This window comes from Agrobacterium larrymoorei, from assembly GCF_037722385.1.
In the GTDB taxonomy this organism is placed as follows: domain Bacteria; phylum Pseudomonadota; class Alphaproteobacteria; order Rhizobiales; family Rhizobiaceae; genus Agrobacterium; species Agrobacterium larrymoorei_C.
In genome coordinates, this window is record NZ_JBBKAQ010000004.1 from 245,044 (window position 1) to 261,758 (window position 16,715).

Consider the following 16,715-nt stretch of genomic DNA (forward strand, 5'->3'; position numbering starts at 1 on the left):
GCTGCCATGACCCTGCCCTCAAGACTGGGACATCAGCATGGTTCGGAGCGGAAGCTAGAGTAAAATTACGACGAATTGAAGTGAAAAGCCTTTTGAGAACAAAGCTTTTTCAAAGCGCGAAAAGGAGGCTTAGGCGTTGTTCGATCGTCAAGGTACGAGATCGAACGCATGGGCGCCATAGTGGAAGTGGCGAGTGGCTAGAGCAAGGTTTACTCAACCACCGTCATTCCTGTGCTTGTCACGGGAATCTAGCCGTCGCGCGTCGCCGCGACGAGAAAACATTACTTCAGACCAAAGACTTGGCCTGACTGGATTCCTGTGACGAGCACAGGAATGAGGGCTTAACGGGAAGTTTAAGCTCTATCAGCGACCGGGAACCGGGCGGTTGACCACTTCCAGAAGAGCCTTCTGAATATATTCGTTACCGGCTACCACGCTGCGGCTTTCGAGCATGCTGTTGGCGCCGCCCATATCGGAGACAAAGCCGCCGGCCTCACGAATGAGGACGATGCCTGCTGCGATGTCCCAAGGCGACAGTTCCGCTTCCCAGAAGCCGTCGAAGCGGCCCGCTGCGACGTAAGCGAGGTCAAGAGCGGCTGCACCCATGCGGCGCACGCCTGCTGTTTCGCCCATCACGTGGCGAAGCTCGACAAGGAACTTGCCGTGGTTGCCGCGGCCCAGATGCGGAACGCCACAGCAGACGACGCAATCGGAAAGCTGCTTGCGAGCCGCAACGCGAATGCGGCGGTCATTGAGGAACGCACCGCCGCCACGCTCTGCGGTGTAGAGTTCATCCGTTGCCGGATTGAAGATGACGCCCGCGACGATTTCGCCACTGCGCTCCAGACCGATGGAAACCGCAAACTGCGGAATGCCGTGCAGGAAGTTGGTGGTGCCATCCAGCGGATCGACGATCCAGCGATGCGCGCCATCGGTGCCGATTTCCTCGCCGCCTTCTTCGCCCAGGAAGCCATAGGTCGGGCGTGCCTTCATCAGCTCGTCGCGAACGATCTTTTCAGCCTTCAGATCGGCTTGCGAGACGAAATCGCTTGGTCCCTTAACCGAAACCTGCAGGTTCTGCACTTCACCGAAGTCACGCGCCAAAGATTTTCCCGCCTTCAAGGCGGCCTGAACCATGACATTGAGAAGGGCTGAACGGGCCATGAAAACATTCCTGGAAGGTGGCTGAACCGGCCCCGCAAGATCGGGCAGGCAGGCATATTGGTTTCTGTTTTAGGTTTGCGGGTTCAAGACCACAAAACGGGTCGAAATTCAAGGAGAAAGCATGGTCAGGACAAAAGCGCGCAACGACACACCTTACTGCGGAACTGATTTCCTCTGCCTCTGACGCTGGAGAAGCGGCTTGGAACAGCGCGTGTGGCAGGCCCGCCATCAAATACGAAATCTCTCGGTCGTCAGAAAAAATTCGACCTCATCGCATCGTCTTGCGGAAGTTGATCTCACAACCGCACATGACAAAGCTGATAGCCGCAAGCATTTGTCTCGTGCGCTGTGACGGCGCTCTCTGCCGTCAGTGGGGCCGGAACTTGTTTGCCGCGTCGATCGCCTGTTTCTGCTGATCGTCCTCGATACCGAGATAGAAGTCCTCAAGGCCTGGATCTTTCAGGCCTGCGCGCCGCGAAAGCACGTACCACTTCGCAGCCTCTACCGGGTTTGGCCGCGTTCCAAGCGCCTGCACGTAGAGATGCGCAACCTTGTTCTGCGCCACCACATTGCCGCGCTGGGCAGCGCCATTCAGCCAGCGAAAACCTTCTTCCAGGTCGCGATCGCCGCCGGTGCCGTTGACCAGCCATATCCCGAGATCGACCTGCGCCGTATCGAAGCCGGCTTTTGCCGCACGCATCAGCCATTCCCGTGCCTTCGCCTTCTTTTCCTTGGGCACTTCCGGAACGTTGAAATAGATCTGCGCGACGGCATATTGGGCGTCTGCGATCCCCTTTTCCGCCGACCGCTCATAGAAGGGCAGTGCCGCCAGCAGACCCTTCGGCCCCGGCGTCTGGGAAACGAGGATTTGTGCCCAGTTGAATTCGGCTTCCGGATTTCCCGCTTCCGCCGCGCGGTGCATATAGTCATCGGCGAGCGTCTTGTCGCGCTTGACGAGACGGCCTTCCATCAGGATCAGGGCGTATTTGAACATGGCGACGGCATCGCCATTCTTGGCAGCCTGCTCGTACCAGAAGGCGGCGGTCTTTTCATCGCGCGCAATGCCGAGGCCACGGCTCATCATTTCGGCCACCAGCGTCTGCGCCGCCGCATCGCCGTCCTGCGCCCGGGTCAGCGCCTTATCCAGCGCCTGCACATATTCGCCGCGCTGGTAATGGCCATAGGCCTCGTCGACCTTGCCCTTGAATTCCCTCTCCTTCGGCAGCGCAGGAAGCTCGGCTCCCATGCGCTGATAGACGGTCACGCCCTCCGAAGGCTGCAGATCCTTCTGATCCCCACCGGTCACGCGGCCTTTGCGAAGCGGATCGGCATCCTGATCCGTTGGTCGCGCAAGAATTTCCGGTGCCTGTTTGACCGCCGGTCCGAAATCGGTGTCTTCCTCATCTGCGCCCTCAGCCCCTTGAGCCTGCTGGCCAAGGCCCGGCAGAAGCTCAGGGTTTCCCTGCGGCTGGGCCTGCTGGGGCGCCGCCTGTTGGCCGGCGGCTGGGGCCTGGCCTTGCGCAAAGACAGGTGTCGCGATCAGAGCACAGGCCAGCGCGATAAGCGAAGTCGATTGGGGCGGGCGAAACAAGCGAAGGATCATCGCCCGTATCAACCGCCAAACCGTGGCGCTTTTTCGTCAAGCAATGCATTGGCCTCAGTAACGGCCTGCGCTGCTCCGCTCGCATGGCCAAAAACAGCCTGGCGCAGTGCGACGAATTCCACGCCGCTTTCAGCCACAGCGACGACGGACGCGACATCCGAACCGCCCATGACGATCGCCGGAATTTCGATCATCGACGCCCACCATTCGCCAAGCGCTACGTTCTTCGGGTGCGGCTCCGGCTTGATATCGCCTTCCAGCTTGCCGAAGAAGATATAGTCCGGGCTTGCCTCGCCCTGTTCCAGCGCCTTGTGACGGTCATCGGCGTTACCGCCACCGACGATCAGCTTGGGCGTGAACTTCTCCACCGCCTCCGCCAAGGGTTCCAGGCCGCCGACGACGTGCAGACCATCGGCCTTCACCCGGCCGGCAACACGGCTGTCGCCGGCAACGAGTGCCGCAGCGCCAGCCGCCTGCACGATGGGCACCAGCACTTCCGCGCGTTTCTGGAAGCTGTCGTCATCGAGCGCATATTGCGGAATGATGACGGAGGCGACATCGCCGCCCCGCAACGCATCCTCCAACGTCTTGGCTTGCAGGCTAGCATCTTCAGCTTGCGGCACGATCAGAACCAGACGGCAGCGATCTTCAGGAGAACCCATGATTTTTCCATTTTCCGCAGAAAGAACGCTTCATCGCCAATCTGCACTCGTTTTCATATACTGTTTCCGATAAACCGGACTGCACGAAGGATCAACAGTTCATACCCCGACTCTTTGTTGTCCTTTCCCTTCGCGGCCTGTTCTAACGGCCTCCCACACGTTCGATTCAAGTCCTGCCCATGTCGCTCGATCTGCATTTCTTCCTCGTTGCCATTCCCGCTGTCGTTCTGGTCGGCCTGTCGAAAGGCGGGCTTGGCGGCGCCTTGGCCTTGATGGGTGTGCCACTGATGGCGCTCGCCGTACCGCCGGTGCAGGCGGCTGCGATCTTTCTACCCATCCTGATCGTCATGGATCTGGTGGCCCTCTGGGCATGGCGTCACCACAACCACCGCGAAACGCTGCTGTTGATGCTGCCGGGCGCGATTGCCGGCATTGCGCTCGGCTGGGCCACCTCGACATTGATTTCGCCCAATGCCATGCGCCTTGTCGTGGCAACGGTTACCATCATCTTCGTGCTGCGCTATTTCTATGAGGCGTACCGCGCTCGCCGTGGACAGGAGATTGCCCCCAAACCGCAAAGACCGGCCGCAGCCACGCTCTGGTCGTCGCTCTCCGGCTATGCCAGTTTCGTCGCCCATGCGGGCGGCCCGCCCTTTCAGATCTACGTGCTGCCGCTGAAACTCGATCCGAAGACCTATACCGGCATGAGCGTGCGCTTCTTCGCCATCATGAACGCGATCAAGCTCATCCCCTATTTCGCCCTCGGCGCGCTGGATTCCACCAATCTCACCACGTCCGCAACCCTGCTGCCGGTGGCGATGATTGCCACATTTGCCGGCGCCAAGGTGGTGAAGTACATGAAGCCCGCCGTCTTCTATCCGCTGATGTACGGCATGGCATTTATAGCAGCGCTGAAGCTGCTCTGGGATGGGTTGCCGATCTGAGGAGGAACGGTCGCCGCTGATCCACGCCGAAGCCTTGAACAATCAAACGAAAAGGCCCTGATCACGCTTTGCAACCAGGGCCTCGAACCTTTACCGCTTCTCAAGCGAAATTTCGCCGCGCGGTTTCAATAGTCGTTGAAAATCAATGTTTCGTGGTCGCTTTCAGCCTCTGCAACTCGTCCTTAAGGCGCAGCTTCTTGCGCTTGATATCGGCAATCTCCCGATCGTCGGAAGATGGGGAAGCAAGAATACTCTCGAGCTCCTCCTCCAGAGCACCGTGTTTCTTTTCGAGCGATGCAATATGAGCCTGAATGGTCATGCGGCACGTCCTTCCTAGTTGAACCTACCTCCAGCTCTCCATCGCTGGAGTTTCAGGTTTACGACAACACTGTGACATGGAAAGCGAGGTTTGTCGAAGGTGAAATCGAGGCAATAGTGCGGCAAAAATGCTCTTAAGGAAAACTTCCCGTTATCGCCATTTGATGGTACAGGCACGAAGACCGATAACAAACATGCCGGATGGCGGTCCGGTTCATTACAATGGGGACGACGAGATGCCCGACCAGGAACAGGCGGACGTCCGGCTTACGCTGGCAAGGCTGAGGCAGGAGCATGAGGATTATGACGCGGCCATCAACGCGATGATCCAGACAAGTTGCGAAGCGCTCAGAATTCAACGGATGAAGAAGAAGAAGCTGGCCATCAAGGACAAGATGACCCAGATCGAAGATCAGATCATCCCGGATATCATCGCCTGACAAACCCTGACCCTGACAGTCTCTGGACAAGGAGAGGCCGCTTGACCACCGAAACTCCGCCCGTCGCCATCATCATGGGAAGCCAGTCTGACTGGGAAACCATGAAGAACGCCGCCGATACGCTGGATGCGCTCGACATCGAATATGAGGCGCGCATCGTGTCCGCCCACCGCACCCCGGAACGCATGTTCGATTTCGCTACCAATGCGAAGGACGAAGGTTTCAAGGTCATCATTGCCGGTGCCGGCGGTGCGGCCCACCTGCCCGGCATGACGGCAGCGCTGACCCCCCTTCCGGTCTTCGGTGTTCCGGTCCAGTCAAAAACCATGTCCGGCCAGGACAGCCTCTACTCCATCGTGCAGATGCCAGCAGGCATCCCAGTCGGCACGCTTGCCATCGGGAAGGCAGGCGCCATCAACGCCGCCCTTCTGGCCGCCGCTGTGCTGGCACTGTCGGATGAGGATCTCGCCGACCGGCTGGACAATTACCGCGCCCGCCAGACGGCCATCGTTGCCGAATATCCCATGGACGCGCCGCAATGAAATCCTCCACCATCGGTATCATCGGCGGCGGCCAGCTTGGCCGCATGCTGGCCATGGCAGCCGCACGCCTCAACTTTCGCACCGTGGTGCTGGAACCGCAAGAAGATTGTCCGGCAGCCCAGGTCTGCAACCGCCAGATTGTCGCAACTTACGATGACGAAAAGGCGCTCGCAGAACTCGCAAGCCTCTGCGATGTCGTGACCTACGAATTCGAAAACGTGCCGGTCGTTGCGGCAGAAACTCTTGCCGCGTCCGTGCCGGTCTACCCGCCGGCTGAAGCGCTCAGCGCCTCGCAGGATCGCCTGACGGAAAAGCGCTTCCTCAATGGCTGCGGCATTCCGACCGCCGATTTCCACGCTGTGGACGATCAGGCGGGGCTTGAAGCAGCACTCGCCTCATTCGGCGGCAAGGGTGTGCTCAAGACGCGGCGCATGGGCTATGACGGCAAGGGCCAGCGCGTCTTCAAGGGCGGCGAAGATCTGACCGGTGCCTTCGATGCACTGGGCAAGGTTCCGCTCATTCTGGAAAGCTTCGTGCCCTTCGAGCGCGAAATTTCCATCATCGCGGCACGTTTTCAGGATGGCACCGTCACCTGCTACGATCCGGCTGAAAACGTTCACCTGAACGGCATTCTCCACACCTCGACCATTCCCGCCGATCTTTCCGACGCGGCAAGAACTGTCGCCGTAGAATCAGCGCAAAAGCTGCTCGCAGCACTGAACTATGTTGGCGTCGTCGGCATCGAGTTCTTCGTGCTGGCGGATGGCTCGCTGGTGGCCAATGAAATGGCACCGCGCGTCCACAATACCGGCCACTGGACGGAAGCGGCCTGCGTGGTCTCGCAGTTCGAACAGCATATCCGTGCAGTCGCAGGACTGGTTCCTGGCAGCACGCAACGACATTCCGACTGCGTGATGACCAATCTCATCGGCGACGACATCGATTCTGTGCCGGAATGGCTCAGCAAAAAAGACTGCCTCGTGCATCTTTACGGCAAGACGGAAGCGCGTCCGGGTCGCAAGATGGGCCATGTGACGCAACTCTTCAACGCTGGAAAGCCGGGGGTTTTACCAGCAAAAGCGTGAGTCACGTGTTGACAGGGGGGTGCCGAAAGGGTATCTGCCTGCCAACCGAAAAAGGCGCGCCCCGTTGCGCGCTTTTGATTGTTTAGATTATGCGTGCGAAAGCCCGCCAAACTGCGGACCAGAAAAATGAAGATCAAGAACTCGCTCAAAGCGCTTAAGGCTCGTCACCGCGACAACCGTCTGGTTCGCCGCAAGGGCCGCGTCTACATCATCAACAAGCAGAACCCACGCTTCAAGGCTCGTCAGGGCTGATTGCGTTTCTCAAGTGCTCCGTTCGAAAAGCGGATCACTTTGTTGATAGCAGACAGAATTCGATTTCCTAATTGGCGCATACGGATTATGGTGATCCGCATGCGCCAATTTCGTTTTTGTGCCCTTCTCCTCGCCTCGATCAGCCCGCTTGCTTTGGCCACGGCTATCACCGCCCACGCTGCAGAGCCCGCGGTGGCAACGCCTCCGCCCGAGCAGCCTGCTTCAAAGGACACGGTTGGCGACCTCTTCAACAATCTGAAGAAGGAGCGCGACGCCAAGAAGGCCCGCGTCATCGCCACCGAGATCGTCGGAGAGTGGAGCGATTCCGGCAGCCCGACCATCAACCTGTTGATGAAGTGGGCCGAAGAAGCCAGTGAGGAAAAGCGAAGCGCCGCAGCCTATGACTTCCTCGACCAAGCCATCTTCCTCGATCCCGACTACGCCGGCGCCTGGTACCGCCGCGCCATGGTGCATCTGGCGGACGGCGACACCCGCAAGGCCATGGCCGATCTGAACAGCACGCTGGAAAAGGAACCCCGTTTCTTCCCCGCCCTCTCCGGCCTCGCCAACATCCTCGAAAGCGCCGAGCGCAACGAGACGGCGATGAAGGTCTGGGAGCGTTACCTGACGCTCTACCCCGCCGACAAGGAAGCGCAGAAGGAAATGAGCGAACTTTCAGAGAAGCTTGCCGGCACGCGCAGCTGATGCACGTGGTGCGTTTGTCAGCTTGACGGGTGTCGTTGATGCCCGTTCAATGTGGCCAGCGTTGTGAGTGACGGCATTGCTGGCGAAGTCACGACCCTAGACTTCCAAGATAATCCAGAGGTGGCGCGGTGGGAATGCTTGTGGGCCCCTGCTCGCAGCGGTGACTCCACCCTCTGCCGTCGTCCTGCCGTTTGAGCCACTGGTGTCCTGCGGTTCGAACCGTGTGTTTAATGGAAGGCCTCCTCCCTGCGTCACCCCGCACTTGATGCGGAGTCCAGCCGCTGCGCGTCCGCGCAGCGGGACGAGTCCATTCGTCACACCCCATATGCCTGCCTCACAAAGCAAAATCGCCGCAGAAGCGGCGATTTAACACATCAACCCTGGATGAGCCCCAAGCTCACTCCATTCCAAGGGCTGCCATATAGGTCTGCAGGATCGTTTCTTCCTCGATGCGCTCATTGGCATCCTTCTTGCGAAGGCGGATGATAGTGCGGATCGCCTTTGTGTCGTAACCGCGGCCCTTGGCTTCGCCCATGACATCCTTGATATCACCCTGGATCGCCGCCTTCTCTTCTTCGAGGCGTTCGATGCGCTCGATAATCTGGCGAAGTTCGGCGGCGGCGACGGTTTCGGTTGTGGCTGTTTCGTCCATTCCATGATCCTTCAATAGTTCGGCTCGCTTCGAGCCCGTTTTCTGTGCAGCGAAATCTTCGCCTGCTGCTCATCAAAGGCAGCCCAAATTCCCGGCTGGTGAACTGCCCGTGGAAAGGCCTCACGTCAAGCTGATTCGGGTGGAAGGCAACTATTCCTTCGGACGGTTTTCTTCGAAGGCGGCTTTCTGGCCATCGCTCGCTTCCCGCTGGTGAAGACGCTTCCAGTCTTCATAGGGCATGCCGTAGATGATCTCGCGCGCTTCGTCCTTGCTGAGATCGGCGCCTGCATCCTTGGCAGCATCCGCATACCAGTTGGACAGGCAGTTGCGGCAGAAGCCTGCCAAGTTCATGAGGTCGATATTCTGCACCTCTGGGCGATTGCGCAGATGGTTGACCAGCCTGCGAAACGCCGCTGCCTCGAACTCTGTTCTCTGCTTCTCGTCAAGCTCGCTCATGTCGATGTCGCCTTTCAATAAGGACCAGTTCGCGAGGCGAACTGCATGTACTCGTGCAGGGTGGGATCGTCATTCATTGCGGCGAAAATGGGAGCGAGACGCTCCGCCCAGGCGGCAATACCGGCCTCGTCGCCGATCAGATCCTGGCGCACTTCGAGAAGCGCGTGCGCAATGCCCTTCATCATGCAATGGCGATACATGGTGTCGCCCTTCAGCGCGCCGTCATAAGGCTCATTATCGCCCACCAGAATATCGCCGCTTTCCCGCAGCTGCGCGATCAAGGGGACAACTGCCCGATGGTCGGTATCCCACAGAACCGCCGTATGCCAAGGGCGCGGAACCGACTTCCAGAACGGCGTATAGGAGTGCAGCGAAAACACCAGCGGTGCCTTGCCCGAAGTCTCTGCCGCTCTTGTCAGAACCGCATCTACGGCATTGTGATAAGGACGATGATAGGTCTCAAGTCGCCTCTCCCACTCCTCATCGCTGATCGGATGGTTGCCGGGCACGATGGCGCCATCGGAAATCTTCATGATCAGCGTCGGATCGTCTTCACCCCGATTAGGATCGATCAGCAAACGCGAGAAGCGGCCGAGAACCGCAGGCACGCCCAGCCTCGCCGCGAGCTTTTTCGTTAAGCCTTCCACACCAATGTCATAAGCGATATGGCGCTCGAAAGCGGTTTGCGGTAGACCGAGATTGCCGTAAGCTTGTGGAAGAAGGTTCATGGCGTGGTCTGCAAGCAAAACCATGCCTTTGTCATAATCGCCTTCTATGATTTCGTATGGCTGAAAGTCTGACATAATTGATTTCTGGGGCAGCTAAGGGAGAGACGCTTGATGGCATGGCTTGACGCCACGCGCAAGTTTGCACGGATAGATGGCCATCGACAGCACCGCAGCAGAGACCCGACCTGACAATATAATCGATTAAACTCGCGTTGACATTCTTGGGCCTCCGCGCCTAGAAGTGTTTTCACTATAACCATGGAATCCGGATGGACGCCGTGACATACACATTCCCCGCTCTCCTCGAGAAACATCGGCGCGCGATCCGCACTCTTACCGCAGCCGCCGTTCTCTCCTCTCCTCTTTTCGTAGCGCAGCCGGCCTGGGCGGATTTCCGCGTTTGCAACAGCACGCAGAACCTTGTGGGCGTTGCCATCGGTTACCGCGCAAAGGAAGGCTGGGTCAGCGAAGGCTGGTGGCAGGTGCCCGCCTCCACATGCGCCACGCTGATCGAGGGTGAGCTGCAATCGCGCTATTATTACCTCTACGCCGAAGATGCCGCCCGTGGCGGCCGCTGGACCGGCGACGTCAACATGTGCGTGGCGGAAAACGAGTTCAAGATCAACGGCGTCGATGATTGCTATGCCCGCAGCTTCCAGCGCATGGGCTTCAAGGAATACGATACTGGCCGACAGGGAAGCTGGATGGTCCAGCTTTCGGACACGCCAGGAACACAGGAAAGTCAGAACTGATGAAGCGTAATCGCAAAGTCAAAATCCTTGCAACTCTTGGCCCCGCTTCGGCAGAAGAGGCGATGATCGAGAAGCTTCATCAAGCCGGCGCCGATCTCTTCCGCATCAATATGAGCCATGCGAGCCATGACGTGATGCGCACGCTGATCCAGCGCATTCGCTCCGTCGAAAGCCGCAACGGCCGTCCGATTGGCATTTTGGCGGACTTGCAGGGACCGAAGCTGCGCGTCGGCAAGTTTGCCGATACCAAGGTCGATCTCACACCGGGCCAGACCTTCACGCTCGACAATAACGAGGCACCTGGCGACAAGAACCGCGTATTCCTGCCGCACCCGGAAATTCTCGAATCCGTCAAGCCAGGCGATCGCCTGTTGATCGATGACGGCAAGCTGCATCTGCGCGCTGAAAAATGCGATGGCAAGAGCATCGTCACCACCGTCGTCTCCGGCACGAAGATTTCCGACCGCAAGGGCATCAGCCTGCCTGACACGCTGCTTGGCGTTGGCGTTCTGACCGATAAGGACCGCGCCGACCTCGCCGCCGTTCTCGCGACGGAAGAAGTCGACTGGGTCGCACTTTCCTTCGTTCAGCGGCCGGAAGATCTGGCGGAAGTCCGAAAAATTGCCGGCAACCGCGTCGGCCTGATGTCGAAGATCGAAAAACCGCAGGCGATCGAACGCATCGAAGAGATCATCGAGCTTTCCGACGCGCTGATGGTGGCCCGTGGCGACCTTGGCGTGGAAATGCCGCTCGAAGCCGTGCCCGGGATCCAGAAGCAGCTGACGCGCGCCTGCCGCCGCGCCGGCAAGCCGGTTGTCGTTGCCACACAGATGCTGGAATCGATGATTTCCGCCCCTGTTCCCACACGCGCCGAAGTCTCCGACGTCGCGACCGCCGTCTTCGAAGGCGCAGATGCGATCATGCTCTCGGCCGAATCCGCCTCCGGCGATTACCCGGTCGAAGCCGTCTCCACCATGGCCTCCATCGCCAGCACCGTGGAGCAGGACCCGCACTACTCCAACATCATCTACGCGCAGCGCGCCCAGCCGGAAGCAACCGGTGCGGATGCGATTTCGCTCGCTGCCCGCCAGATCGCCGAGACGCTGCGTCTCTCCGCCATCGTCACCTACACCTCGTCCGGCACCACCGGCCTTCGCGCCGCCCGTGAGCGTCCGCAGGTTCCGATCATCGCGCTCTCGCCGATCATTCAGACGGCCCGCCGTCTTTCGGTGGTCTGGGGTCTGCACTGCGTCGTCACCGGTGATGCAAGCGACCTGGACGACATGGTCAACCGCGCATGTCGCATCGTCGTCGCCGAAGGTTTCGGCAAGCCCGGCGACCGCATCATCATCTCGGCTGGCGTCCCTCTTGGCACACCAGGCGCCACCAACATGGTCCGTATTGCCTATATCGGTCAGGACGGCCAGAGCGGCGTTTGATGGCATTCACAGAGGGCGCGAGCAAAGCTCCGCCCTCTGTGCTTCGCCGTTAGCGCGAGACGCGCAGCGGAGCCCAATCCACCTAGAGCGGGTTTGAGACGTCTCTCTTAGACGGCCGTGCGTCTTTTAGATGCGAAGAAGACACTCCATCTTCTTCGAAACTGCGCATCGTGCTTCCCCGAAATCGGATCGGATTCTTTGGGCCTGTGCCGTCAGGCTTCATCCTTCCCTCCTGAGACAGGCAAGCCGTGCACGAAACTTGGTCCGGATTCCGCCGATGATCGGTGCGGCTTCGCGGCACCTAACCACCCGGCGCATCTCTCAATCACACACTCTGATAGGCCGCGATCACGATGTTGACCTGCGCCGTGCTCATCCCATCGATCTGATTGGATGAGAAGGCGGAACGATGGCTGGCATCGAGACCGCTGAGGGCGCTTGTGCTGAGCCCTGTGATCGCACTTTTCTTGATGGCGGCGATTTCGCCGGGGGTGAAGCTGTTGAGTTCAGTACCCGACAGAGTTGCCAGTTGTTTGCTGCTGAGGGCCGCGACCTGAGCTTCGGTGAGCGCCGCAATACTGTCCGAACTCAGCGCGTCGAACTGCGAGGTCGTCAAAGACGCGATCTGCCGTGTGCTCATGCCCGCAAGTGTCGCGGTGCTGAGATTGGCAATGGTCGCAGTCGAAAGCGTGGCGATCTGCGTAGTAGAGAGCGCCGCAAACTGGCTTGGTGTCAAAGCAGAGATCTGCGTTGAGGTCAGCGCATTAACCTGTGCGCTGGAGAGGCCAGCGATTTGCGCAGGCGTCATCGCAGACAACAGGTTGGTGGAGAGTCCTGAAATCGTCGCCGTCGGCAGGCCGCTTAGCACGTTCTTCTTCAGGGCTGCAATTTCCGCCGTTGTAAAGCTGTTGAGCTCATCGGCGGACAGCGTCGATAGCTGTGCCGAGGTCAAGCCCGCTACCTGCGTTGCGCTCAAAAGCGCGATATCGGCGCTGTCGAGCGACTGGAACTGCGCCGTCGTCAGTGAGCCGATCTGGCGGGTGGTGAGCGCCGAGAGCGTTGCATCGTTCAAGCTTGCAATCACCGCCGTCGACAGATTGGCAATCTGCTGCGGCTTGAGAGCGGAGATCTGCGTCGCAGTCAGCGCCGAAAGCTGCGACGAGGTCAACGCCTGAAACTGCGAGGAACTCAGGGCCGAAATCTGGGCCGTCGTCAACGCCGCGATCAACGTCGTCGAAAGCCCGGATATTGTCGCTGGCGACAGGCCCGTCAGTGCACCCTTCTTCAGCGCGGCCATCTCTGCGGTGGTGAAGCGGTTGATTTCGGCAGAAGACAGTGTGGCAAGCTGCGCCGACGTCAGTCCGGCAACCTGGTTCTCGTTCAACAGTGCAATGTCGTCGGAGCTCAGCGCGTCAAATTGCGCAGCGGTGAGCGCGGAGATCTGCCGCGTGGTCAGCGCCGACACTGTCGCATCGTTCATGGCGGCGATCGCGTCTGTCGTCAGGCTGGCAATCTGGTCCGGCTTCAGGGCAGCGATCTGCCCGCTCGAAAGCGTTGCAAGCTGTGCGGCCGTCAGGGCCCTCAACTGAGCGGAGCTGAGACCGGCGATCTGCGCCGTGGTGATGGCCGAGACCAGGCTGGTTGCAAGGCCGGCGATGGCAGCCGTGCTGATGCCCGAGACCGCATTCTTCTTGATCGACGCGATCTCATCGGCCGAGAAGCTATTGAGCTCTGCTGCAGTCAGCGTCGCCGCCTGTGCTGCCGTCAACCCGGCCACCTGCTGCGTGCCGAGTGCCGTTAATCCCGCACTGCTCAGCGCATCGAACTGCGCCGGCGTCAGTGCCGACATCTGTCGCGTGGTGAGGCCGGAGACCTGAGCGGAACTGAGGCTATGCAGGACATCTGTCGACAGCCCTGAAACTTGCTTCGGCGTCAATGCACCCATCTGCGCTGGCGTCAGCGCCGCAAACTGCGTGCTCGTCAAGGCGCTCATCTGCGATGGGCTGAAAGCCGCAAGCTGGGCGGGCGTCATGGCAGCAAGCTTGGTCGTCGACAGCCCGGCGATAGCGGCGCTCGACAACCCAGCCAAGTTGGCCTTCTTGATGGCAGCCAACTCGTCAGCCGTGAAACTGTTGATCTCGCTCGATGACAGCGTCGCGAGCTGCGCACTGGTCAAGGCGCCGACTTGCGCAGTGTTGAATGCTTCGATCAACACACTCGACAGCCCATCGATCTGGCTGCTGTAGAGTGCGGCAACCTGCGTTGGTGTCAGCCCGGATAGCTGCGTCGTGCCAATCGCCTGCAATTGCGACAGGGTGAGACCGATGACAGACTTCGGTGCGATTGCGCCGACATCGCTGGCGGAGAGCGACGAGATTACCGAGGTGTTCAGCGCACCGATCTGGCTGCTGGTCAGCGCCTTGATCTGCGCCGGGCTCAAGGAATCGACATCGGCGCTCGTCAACCCCGCAATTGTGGAGATGGAGAGCATGGCGATCTGGCGTGTGCCGAGCAGGGAAATCGATGTCATGGCGCGTGATACCGTCAAGTGGCCATGCTCATGTGACGGCGGATCAGCCTCTTCGCGATCAATCCCTGCAGGTGAAGGATAGGCGCTGAGACGAACTTCGACACGGCCTCACGGCGCGTCTTTCATCGACACAGGAACACGGAATTTACCAGGGACATGGTTCGTCAGAACCTGCGCATTGAAAGAGCTTCATGCGTGCAGCGTCTTGAGGACAGCTGCCTTTGCGCGACCAAAACTAAAAACGTGCGGCGATACACGCATAACATTCGCCGCGACAAACAAAGCAATGAAGAAAGCGTTAACAGCGCCGCCGAGGCCCGTCAAGGTGGCCGCGTGGCCGACGAAAGCTCCGCGCATCCTTCGCAAAGAATGGACACGCTCTCAATCGCAAGCACGCTTAACGGTAAGCGCGTCCCGACCAAGACAGAGCGAGATCTTCTGGAAAGCATCCTTTCAAAAACGCTAAGCGGTAGAACGTTGCAAAAAACAAATGACCCGGAAATCGATATCGATTTCCGGGTCATTGATGTGTCTAGTGCTCTAAAAGTCAGCTCAGGGCATTCTGACCGGAGAGCTGAAGCGGCTGGAGTCGATTGCCTTGGCACCCTGGCGGAAGCTGGCATTGGCAGCGGAGGCCGACATATCGTGGCTCAGCATCCGGTTGCTGACGCGGGGTGCCTTCACGGCGCGAACAGTCGCACCCTTGTTCTGGCTGAGCGCCCAGTCCGAAATCGCTTCCTGCGTCAGGCGTCCACCGCTGACCATAGCCTGCTGCGAGACAACGGCATCCTGCTTGCTCGGACGACCGCCCTTGGTCGGCAGGCCGGCATTGAGGCCGCTATTGTTGGCGGCTGCCGGCTTCGGATCGAACTCGTCACCAAAGGTCTTCGCCTTCGGCGTCACCATCGGATCAAGCTTGGCGACCTGGCGCGGCGCCTCAACTGGCGTCGGTGCAGCATAAGCAGCAGCCGATGACGGGAACGGTGCAGCCGACGGCATGGCGGCGGCCGTCACGGCAGAGCGTGCATCCTGTCCGCTCTGTTCCAAGGCAGCAATGACCGTCGGAGAGAGCGACGCTTGGGCGTCGGCTTCGTCATCCTGGCCTTCCGCATCCGCATTGGCCGAGGCAAGCAGGGCTTCGGCAACGGCGGGACGATTGGCCGGAACCGGCACATGCGCGACCAGTGCATCGGCCGGTGCGTTTTCAGGATCCAGTGACGCCGTCATGACCGAGCCTTGAGCATCGCCGCGCATGCCGCGTGGTCCAAGAAGGGTCGGAACCGGGACGGAGACTTCGGCAAGATCGGCGAACTTCTGTTCAGCCGGAGCGGCAGTCGGCGTCGGCGTGGTCGCAGCCTGGAGAGCATCCTGCGCAGCGTTGCGACCTGGAGAGTAAAGCGCCGTTGCGAGGCCAGTCGAGCCTTCTTCGCCACGGAAAGCCGGACGTGCGGTTGGCAGCGGTGCATTGACCGCACTTGGTACCGGCTGCGCCGAGGCAACGGCAACCGGAGCTTCTTCCGCCTCTTCCGCTACAGCAGCAGGCGAGCGGCCAGCCGGGGCGGGTGTTGCAACTTCATCGGAATCTTCGTCCTCGTCACCACCGCCAAACAGCGCTGCAAGAAGGGTCTTGCGCTTGCCGCCGGAAGACGATGTCGCGGGTCCAGAACCGGCGGTGCTGGCAACCTGAATGGAGGAGGAACTGACGCGCTTCTTGTAATCGGCCAGAGCCTGGTCGTAACCCGGCAGCGGCTTGCCGTCTGCGGGAAGGTGAATGGTGTTGCCGTTCGGGAAGATGCGAACGAGTTCCTGGCGGCTCATGCGCGGCCATGCACGAACATTGCCCACATCCATATGGACGAAGGGCGAGCCGGATGTCGGGTAGAAGCCCACGCCGCCGATCTGCATCTGCATGCCGATCTCACGCAAGCGGGCAAGCTTTACGCCGGGAATGAAAAAGTCCATCGCCTTGCCGAGCGTGTGCTGGCTGTGCTTGGCAACACCCTTGGTGCGCGAACGCAGCATGCCGTTGGTCTCAGGCGAGCGGAATGCGGAAACGACGTTGATGTAGTCAGTGGCGCCGGAGCGGCGATACACTTCCCAAACGAGATCGAAAAGGCGCGGATCCATCTTGGTGGGCTGGTTGCGGCGCCAGTCGCGCAGGAAGCGGTTCAGCTCCTGCAGGCCCTTTTGGTCGTACTTGCCGTTTCTCTTGAATGTGATGACGGCTTTTTCTTTGGTGTGGATATAATAAAGCTTCAAACTGCGTGTCTCGGCGGCGGCTTCCGTCGCTGAAACGCTGAGGATGGGCATTGCGGCTAGCATCAGGCACGCAAAGGTGACAACGCGTGCCGACAGCTTCGTGCATATATCTTTGATCAAGCCGCGCGCAGACTTGCCCGCATGCGCGTTATTCCGATTCAGATATGGCAATTCGATCCCCGCC

At 59.7% G+C, this 16,715-nt stretch carries 17 protein-coding genes; 8 read left to right on the top strand and 9 right to left on the bottom strand.

The features are described from left to right. Nucleotides 1–363 precede the first annotated feature (363 nt). From WKI41_RS09330 to WKI41_RS09340, 3 genes are all read right to left on the bottom strand, one after another. Complete coding sequence (locus tag WKI41_RS09330) at nt 364–1,164, bottom strand: inositol monophosphatase family protein (RefSeq protein WP_340193204.1); 801 nt, start codon at nt 1,162–1,164, stop codon at nt 364–366. 367 nt (nt 1,165–1,531) lie between these two features. Next, complete coding sequence (locus WKI41_RS09335; RefSeq protein ID WP_340193205.1) at nt 1,532–2,767, bottom strand: tetratricopeptide repeat protein; 1,236 nt, start codon at nt 2,765–2,767, stop codon at nt 1,532–1,534. 8 nt (nt 2,768–2,775) lie between these two features. Further along, nucleotides 2,776–3,429 (bottom strand): thiamine phosphate synthase, encoded by a 654-nt coding sequence (locus WKI41_RS09340; protein WP_340193206.1) that lies wholly within the window; start codon nt 3,427–3,429, stop codon nt 2,776–2,778. Between the two features lie 179 nt (nt 3,430–3,608). On the opposite strand from WKI41_RS09340, the gene WKI41_RS09345 reads away from it, so the two are divergent. Beyond that, on the top strand, nt 3,609–4,373 hold the full coding sequence (locus tag WKI41_RS09345) for a sulfite exporter TauE/SafE family protein (RefSeq protein WP_340193207.1): 765 nt from the start codon (nt 3,609–3,611) through the stop codon (nt 4,371–4,373). Between the two features lie 142 nt (nt 4,374–4,515). Here WKI41_RS09345 and WKI41_RS09350 read toward each other — a convergent pair whose 3' ends face one another. Then, nucleotides 4,516–4,692, bottom strand: coding sequence for a YdcH family protein (locus WKI41_RS09350; RefSeq protein ID WP_340193208.1), 177 nt, complete (start codon nt 4,690–4,692; stop codon nt 4,516–4,518). A gap of 235 nt (nt 4,693–4,927) precedes the next feature. Here WKI41_RS09350 and WKI41_RS09355 point away from each other — a divergent pair, with 235 nt between their 5' ends. From WKI41_RS09355 to WKI41_RS09375, 5 genes are all read left to right on the top strand, one after another. Then, nucleotides 4,928–5,131 (top strand): YdcH family protein, encoded by a 204-nt coding sequence (locus WKI41_RS09355; protein ID WP_296016511.1) that lies wholly within the window; start codon nt 4,928–4,930, stop codon nt 5,129–5,131. A 74-nt stretch (nt 5,132–5,205) separates the two neighbouring features. Beyond that, on the top strand, nt 5,206–5,673 hold the full coding sequence (gene purE / locus WKI41_RS09360) for a 5-(carboxyamino)imidazole ribonucleotide mutase (protein WP_207773727.1): 468 nt from the start codon (nt 5,206–5,208) through the stop codon (nt 5,671–5,673). After that, entirely contained in the window at nt 5,670–6,758 is a 1,089-nt protein-coding gene (locus WKI41_RS09365; RefSeq protein WP_340193209.1) for a 5-(carboxyamino)imidazole ribonucleotide synthase, read from the top strand. The genes purE and WKI41_RS09365 overlap by 4 nt, the downstream gene beginning before the upstream one ends. 126 nt (nt 6,759–6,884) lie before the next feature. Next, nucleotides 6,885–7,010, top strand: coding sequence for a type B 50S ribosomal protein L36 (gene ykgO, locus WKI41_RS09370; protein ID WP_003497670.1), 126 nt, complete (start codon nt 6,885–6,887; stop codon nt 7,008–7,010). Nucleotides 7,011–7,109: 99 nt separating this feature from the next. After that, nucleotides 7,110–7,715 (top strand): hypothetical protein, encoded by a 606-nt coding sequence (locus WKI41_RS09375; RefSeq protein ID WP_340193210.1) that lies wholly within the window; start codon nt 7,110–7,112, stop codon nt 7,713–7,715. Nucleotides 7,716–8,112: 397 nt separating this feature from the next. Here WKI41_RS09375 and WKI41_RS09380 read toward each other — a convergent pair whose 3' ends face one another. From WKI41_RS09380 to WKI41_RS09390, 3 genes are all read right to left on the bottom strand, one after another. Then, nucleotides 8,113–8,367 (bottom strand): DUF2312 domain-containing protein, encoded by a 255-nt coding sequence (locus WKI41_RS09380; protein WP_062439745.1) that lies wholly within the window; start codon nt 8,365–8,367, stop codon nt 8,113–8,115. 150 nt (nt 8,368–8,517) lie between these two features. Further along, the gene (locus WKI41_RS09385) at nt 8,518–8,823 is read right to left on the bottom strand and encodes a DUF1244 domain-containing protein (RefSeq protein WP_340193211.1); all 306 of its coding nucleotides are present in this window, start codon (nt 8,821–8,823) and stop codon (nt 8,518–8,520) included. Nucleotides 8,824–8,837: 14 nt separating this feature from the next. Continuing rightward, on the bottom strand, nt 8,838–9,626 hold the full coding sequence (locus WKI41_RS09390) for an N-formylglutamate amidohydrolase (RefSeq protein ID WP_340193212.1): 789 nt from the start codon (nt 9,624–9,626) through the stop codon (nt 8,838–8,840). 194 nt (nt 9,627–9,820) lie between these two features. On the opposite strand from WKI41_RS09390, the gene WKI41_RS09395 reads away from it, so the two are divergent. Both WKI41_RS09395 and pyk read left to right on the top strand, forming a co-directional pair. Further along, nucleotides 9,821–10,303, top strand: coding sequence for a DUF1036 domain-containing protein (locus WKI41_RS09395; RefSeq protein ID WP_340193213.1), 483 nt, complete (start codon nt 9,821–9,823; stop codon nt 10,301–10,303). Continuing rightward, nucleotides 10,303–11,742, top strand: a complete 1,440-nt coding sequence (gene pyk / locus WKI41_RS09400; protein ID WP_340193214.1) for a pyruvate kinase — start codon at nt 10,303–10,305, stop codon at nt 11,740–11,742. The genes WKI41_RS09395 and pyk overlap by 1 nt, the downstream gene beginning before the upstream one ends. A gap of 325 nt (nt 11,743–12,067) precedes the next feature. Here pyk and WKI41_RS09405 read toward each other — a convergent pair whose 3' ends face one another. After that, complete coding sequence (locus WKI41_RS09405; RefSeq protein WP_340193215.1) at nt 12,068–14,272, bottom strand: hypothetical protein; 2,205 nt, start codon at nt 14,270–14,272, stop codon at nt 12,068–12,070. Nucleotides 14,273–14,824: 552 nt separating this feature from the next. Then, on the bottom strand, nt 14,825–16,702 hold the full coding sequence (locus tag WKI41_RS09410; RefSeq protein ID WP_425341007.1) for a DUF882 domain-containing protein: 1,878 nt from the start codon (nt 16,700–16,702) through the stop codon (nt 14,825–14,827). Between the last annotated feature and the right edge of the window lie 13 nt (nt 16,703–16,715).

Excerpts from the sequence above, each read along its gene's own strand:
- WKI41_RS09330 (WP_340193204.1), bottom strand. The coding sequence starts at position 1,164 with ATGGCCCGTTCAGCCCTTCTCAATGTCATGGTTCAGGCCGCCTTGAAG.
- WKI41_RS09335 (WP_340193205.1), bottom strand. The coding sequence starts at position 2,767 with ATGATCCTTCGCTTGTTTCGCCCGCCCCAATCGACTTCGCTTATCGCG.
- WKI41_RS09340 (WP_340193206.1), bottom strand. The coding sequence starts at position 3,429 with ATGGGTTCTCCTGAAGATCGCTGCCGTCTGGTTCTGATCGTGCCGCAA.
- WKI41_RS09345 (WP_340193207.1), top strand. The coding sequence starts at position 3,609 with ATGTCGCTCGATCTGCATTTCTTCCTCGTTGCCATTCCCGCTGTCGTT.
- WKI41_RS09350 (WP_340193208.1), bottom strand. The coding sequence starts at position 4,692 with ATGACCATTCAGGCTCATATTGCATCGCTCGAAAAGAAACACGGTGCT.
- WKI41_RS09355 (WP_296016511.1), top strand. The coding sequence starts at position 4,928 with ATGCCCGACCAGGAACAGGCGGACGTCCGGCTTACGCTGGCAAGGCTG.
- purE (WP_207773727.1), top strand. The coding sequence starts at position 5,206 with ATGGGAAGCCAGTCTGACTGGGAAACCATGAAGAACGCCGCCGATACG.
- WKI41_RS09365 (WP_340193209.1), top strand. The coding sequence starts at position 5,670 with ATGAAATCCTCCACCATCGGTATCATCGGCGGCGGCCAGCTTGGCCGC.
- ykgO (WP_003497670.1), top strand. The coding sequence starts at position 6,885 with ATGAAGATCAAGAACTCGCTCAAAGCGCTTAAGGCTCGTCACCGCGAC.
- WKI41_RS09375 (WP_340193210.1), top strand. The coding sequence starts at position 7,110 with ATGCGCCAATTTCGTTTTTGTGCCCTTCTCCTCGCCTCGATCAGCCCG.
- WKI41_RS09380 (WP_062439745.1), bottom strand. The coding sequence starts at position 8,367 with ATGGACGAAACAGCCACAACCGAAACCGTCGCCGCCGCCGAACTTCGC.
- WKI41_RS09385 (WP_340193211.1), bottom strand. The coding sequence starts at position 8,823 with ATGAGCGAGCTTGACGAGAAGCAGAGAACAGAGTTCGAGGCAGCGGCG.
- WKI41_RS09390 (WP_340193212.1), bottom strand. The coding sequence starts at position 9,626 with ATGTCAGACTTTCAGCCATACGAAATCATAGAAGGCGATTATGACAAA.
- WKI41_RS09395 (WP_340193213.1), top strand. The coding sequence starts at position 9,821 with ATGGACGCCGTGACATACACATTCCCCGCTCTCCTCGAGAAACATCGG.
- pyk (WP_340193214.1), top strand. The coding sequence starts at position 10,303 with ATGAAGCGTAATCGCAAAGTCAAAATCCTTGCAACTCTTGGCCCCGCT.
- WKI41_RS09405 (WP_340193215.1), bottom strand. The coding sequence starts at position 14,272 with ATGACATCGATTTCCCTGCTCGGCACACGCCAGATCGCCATGCTCTCC.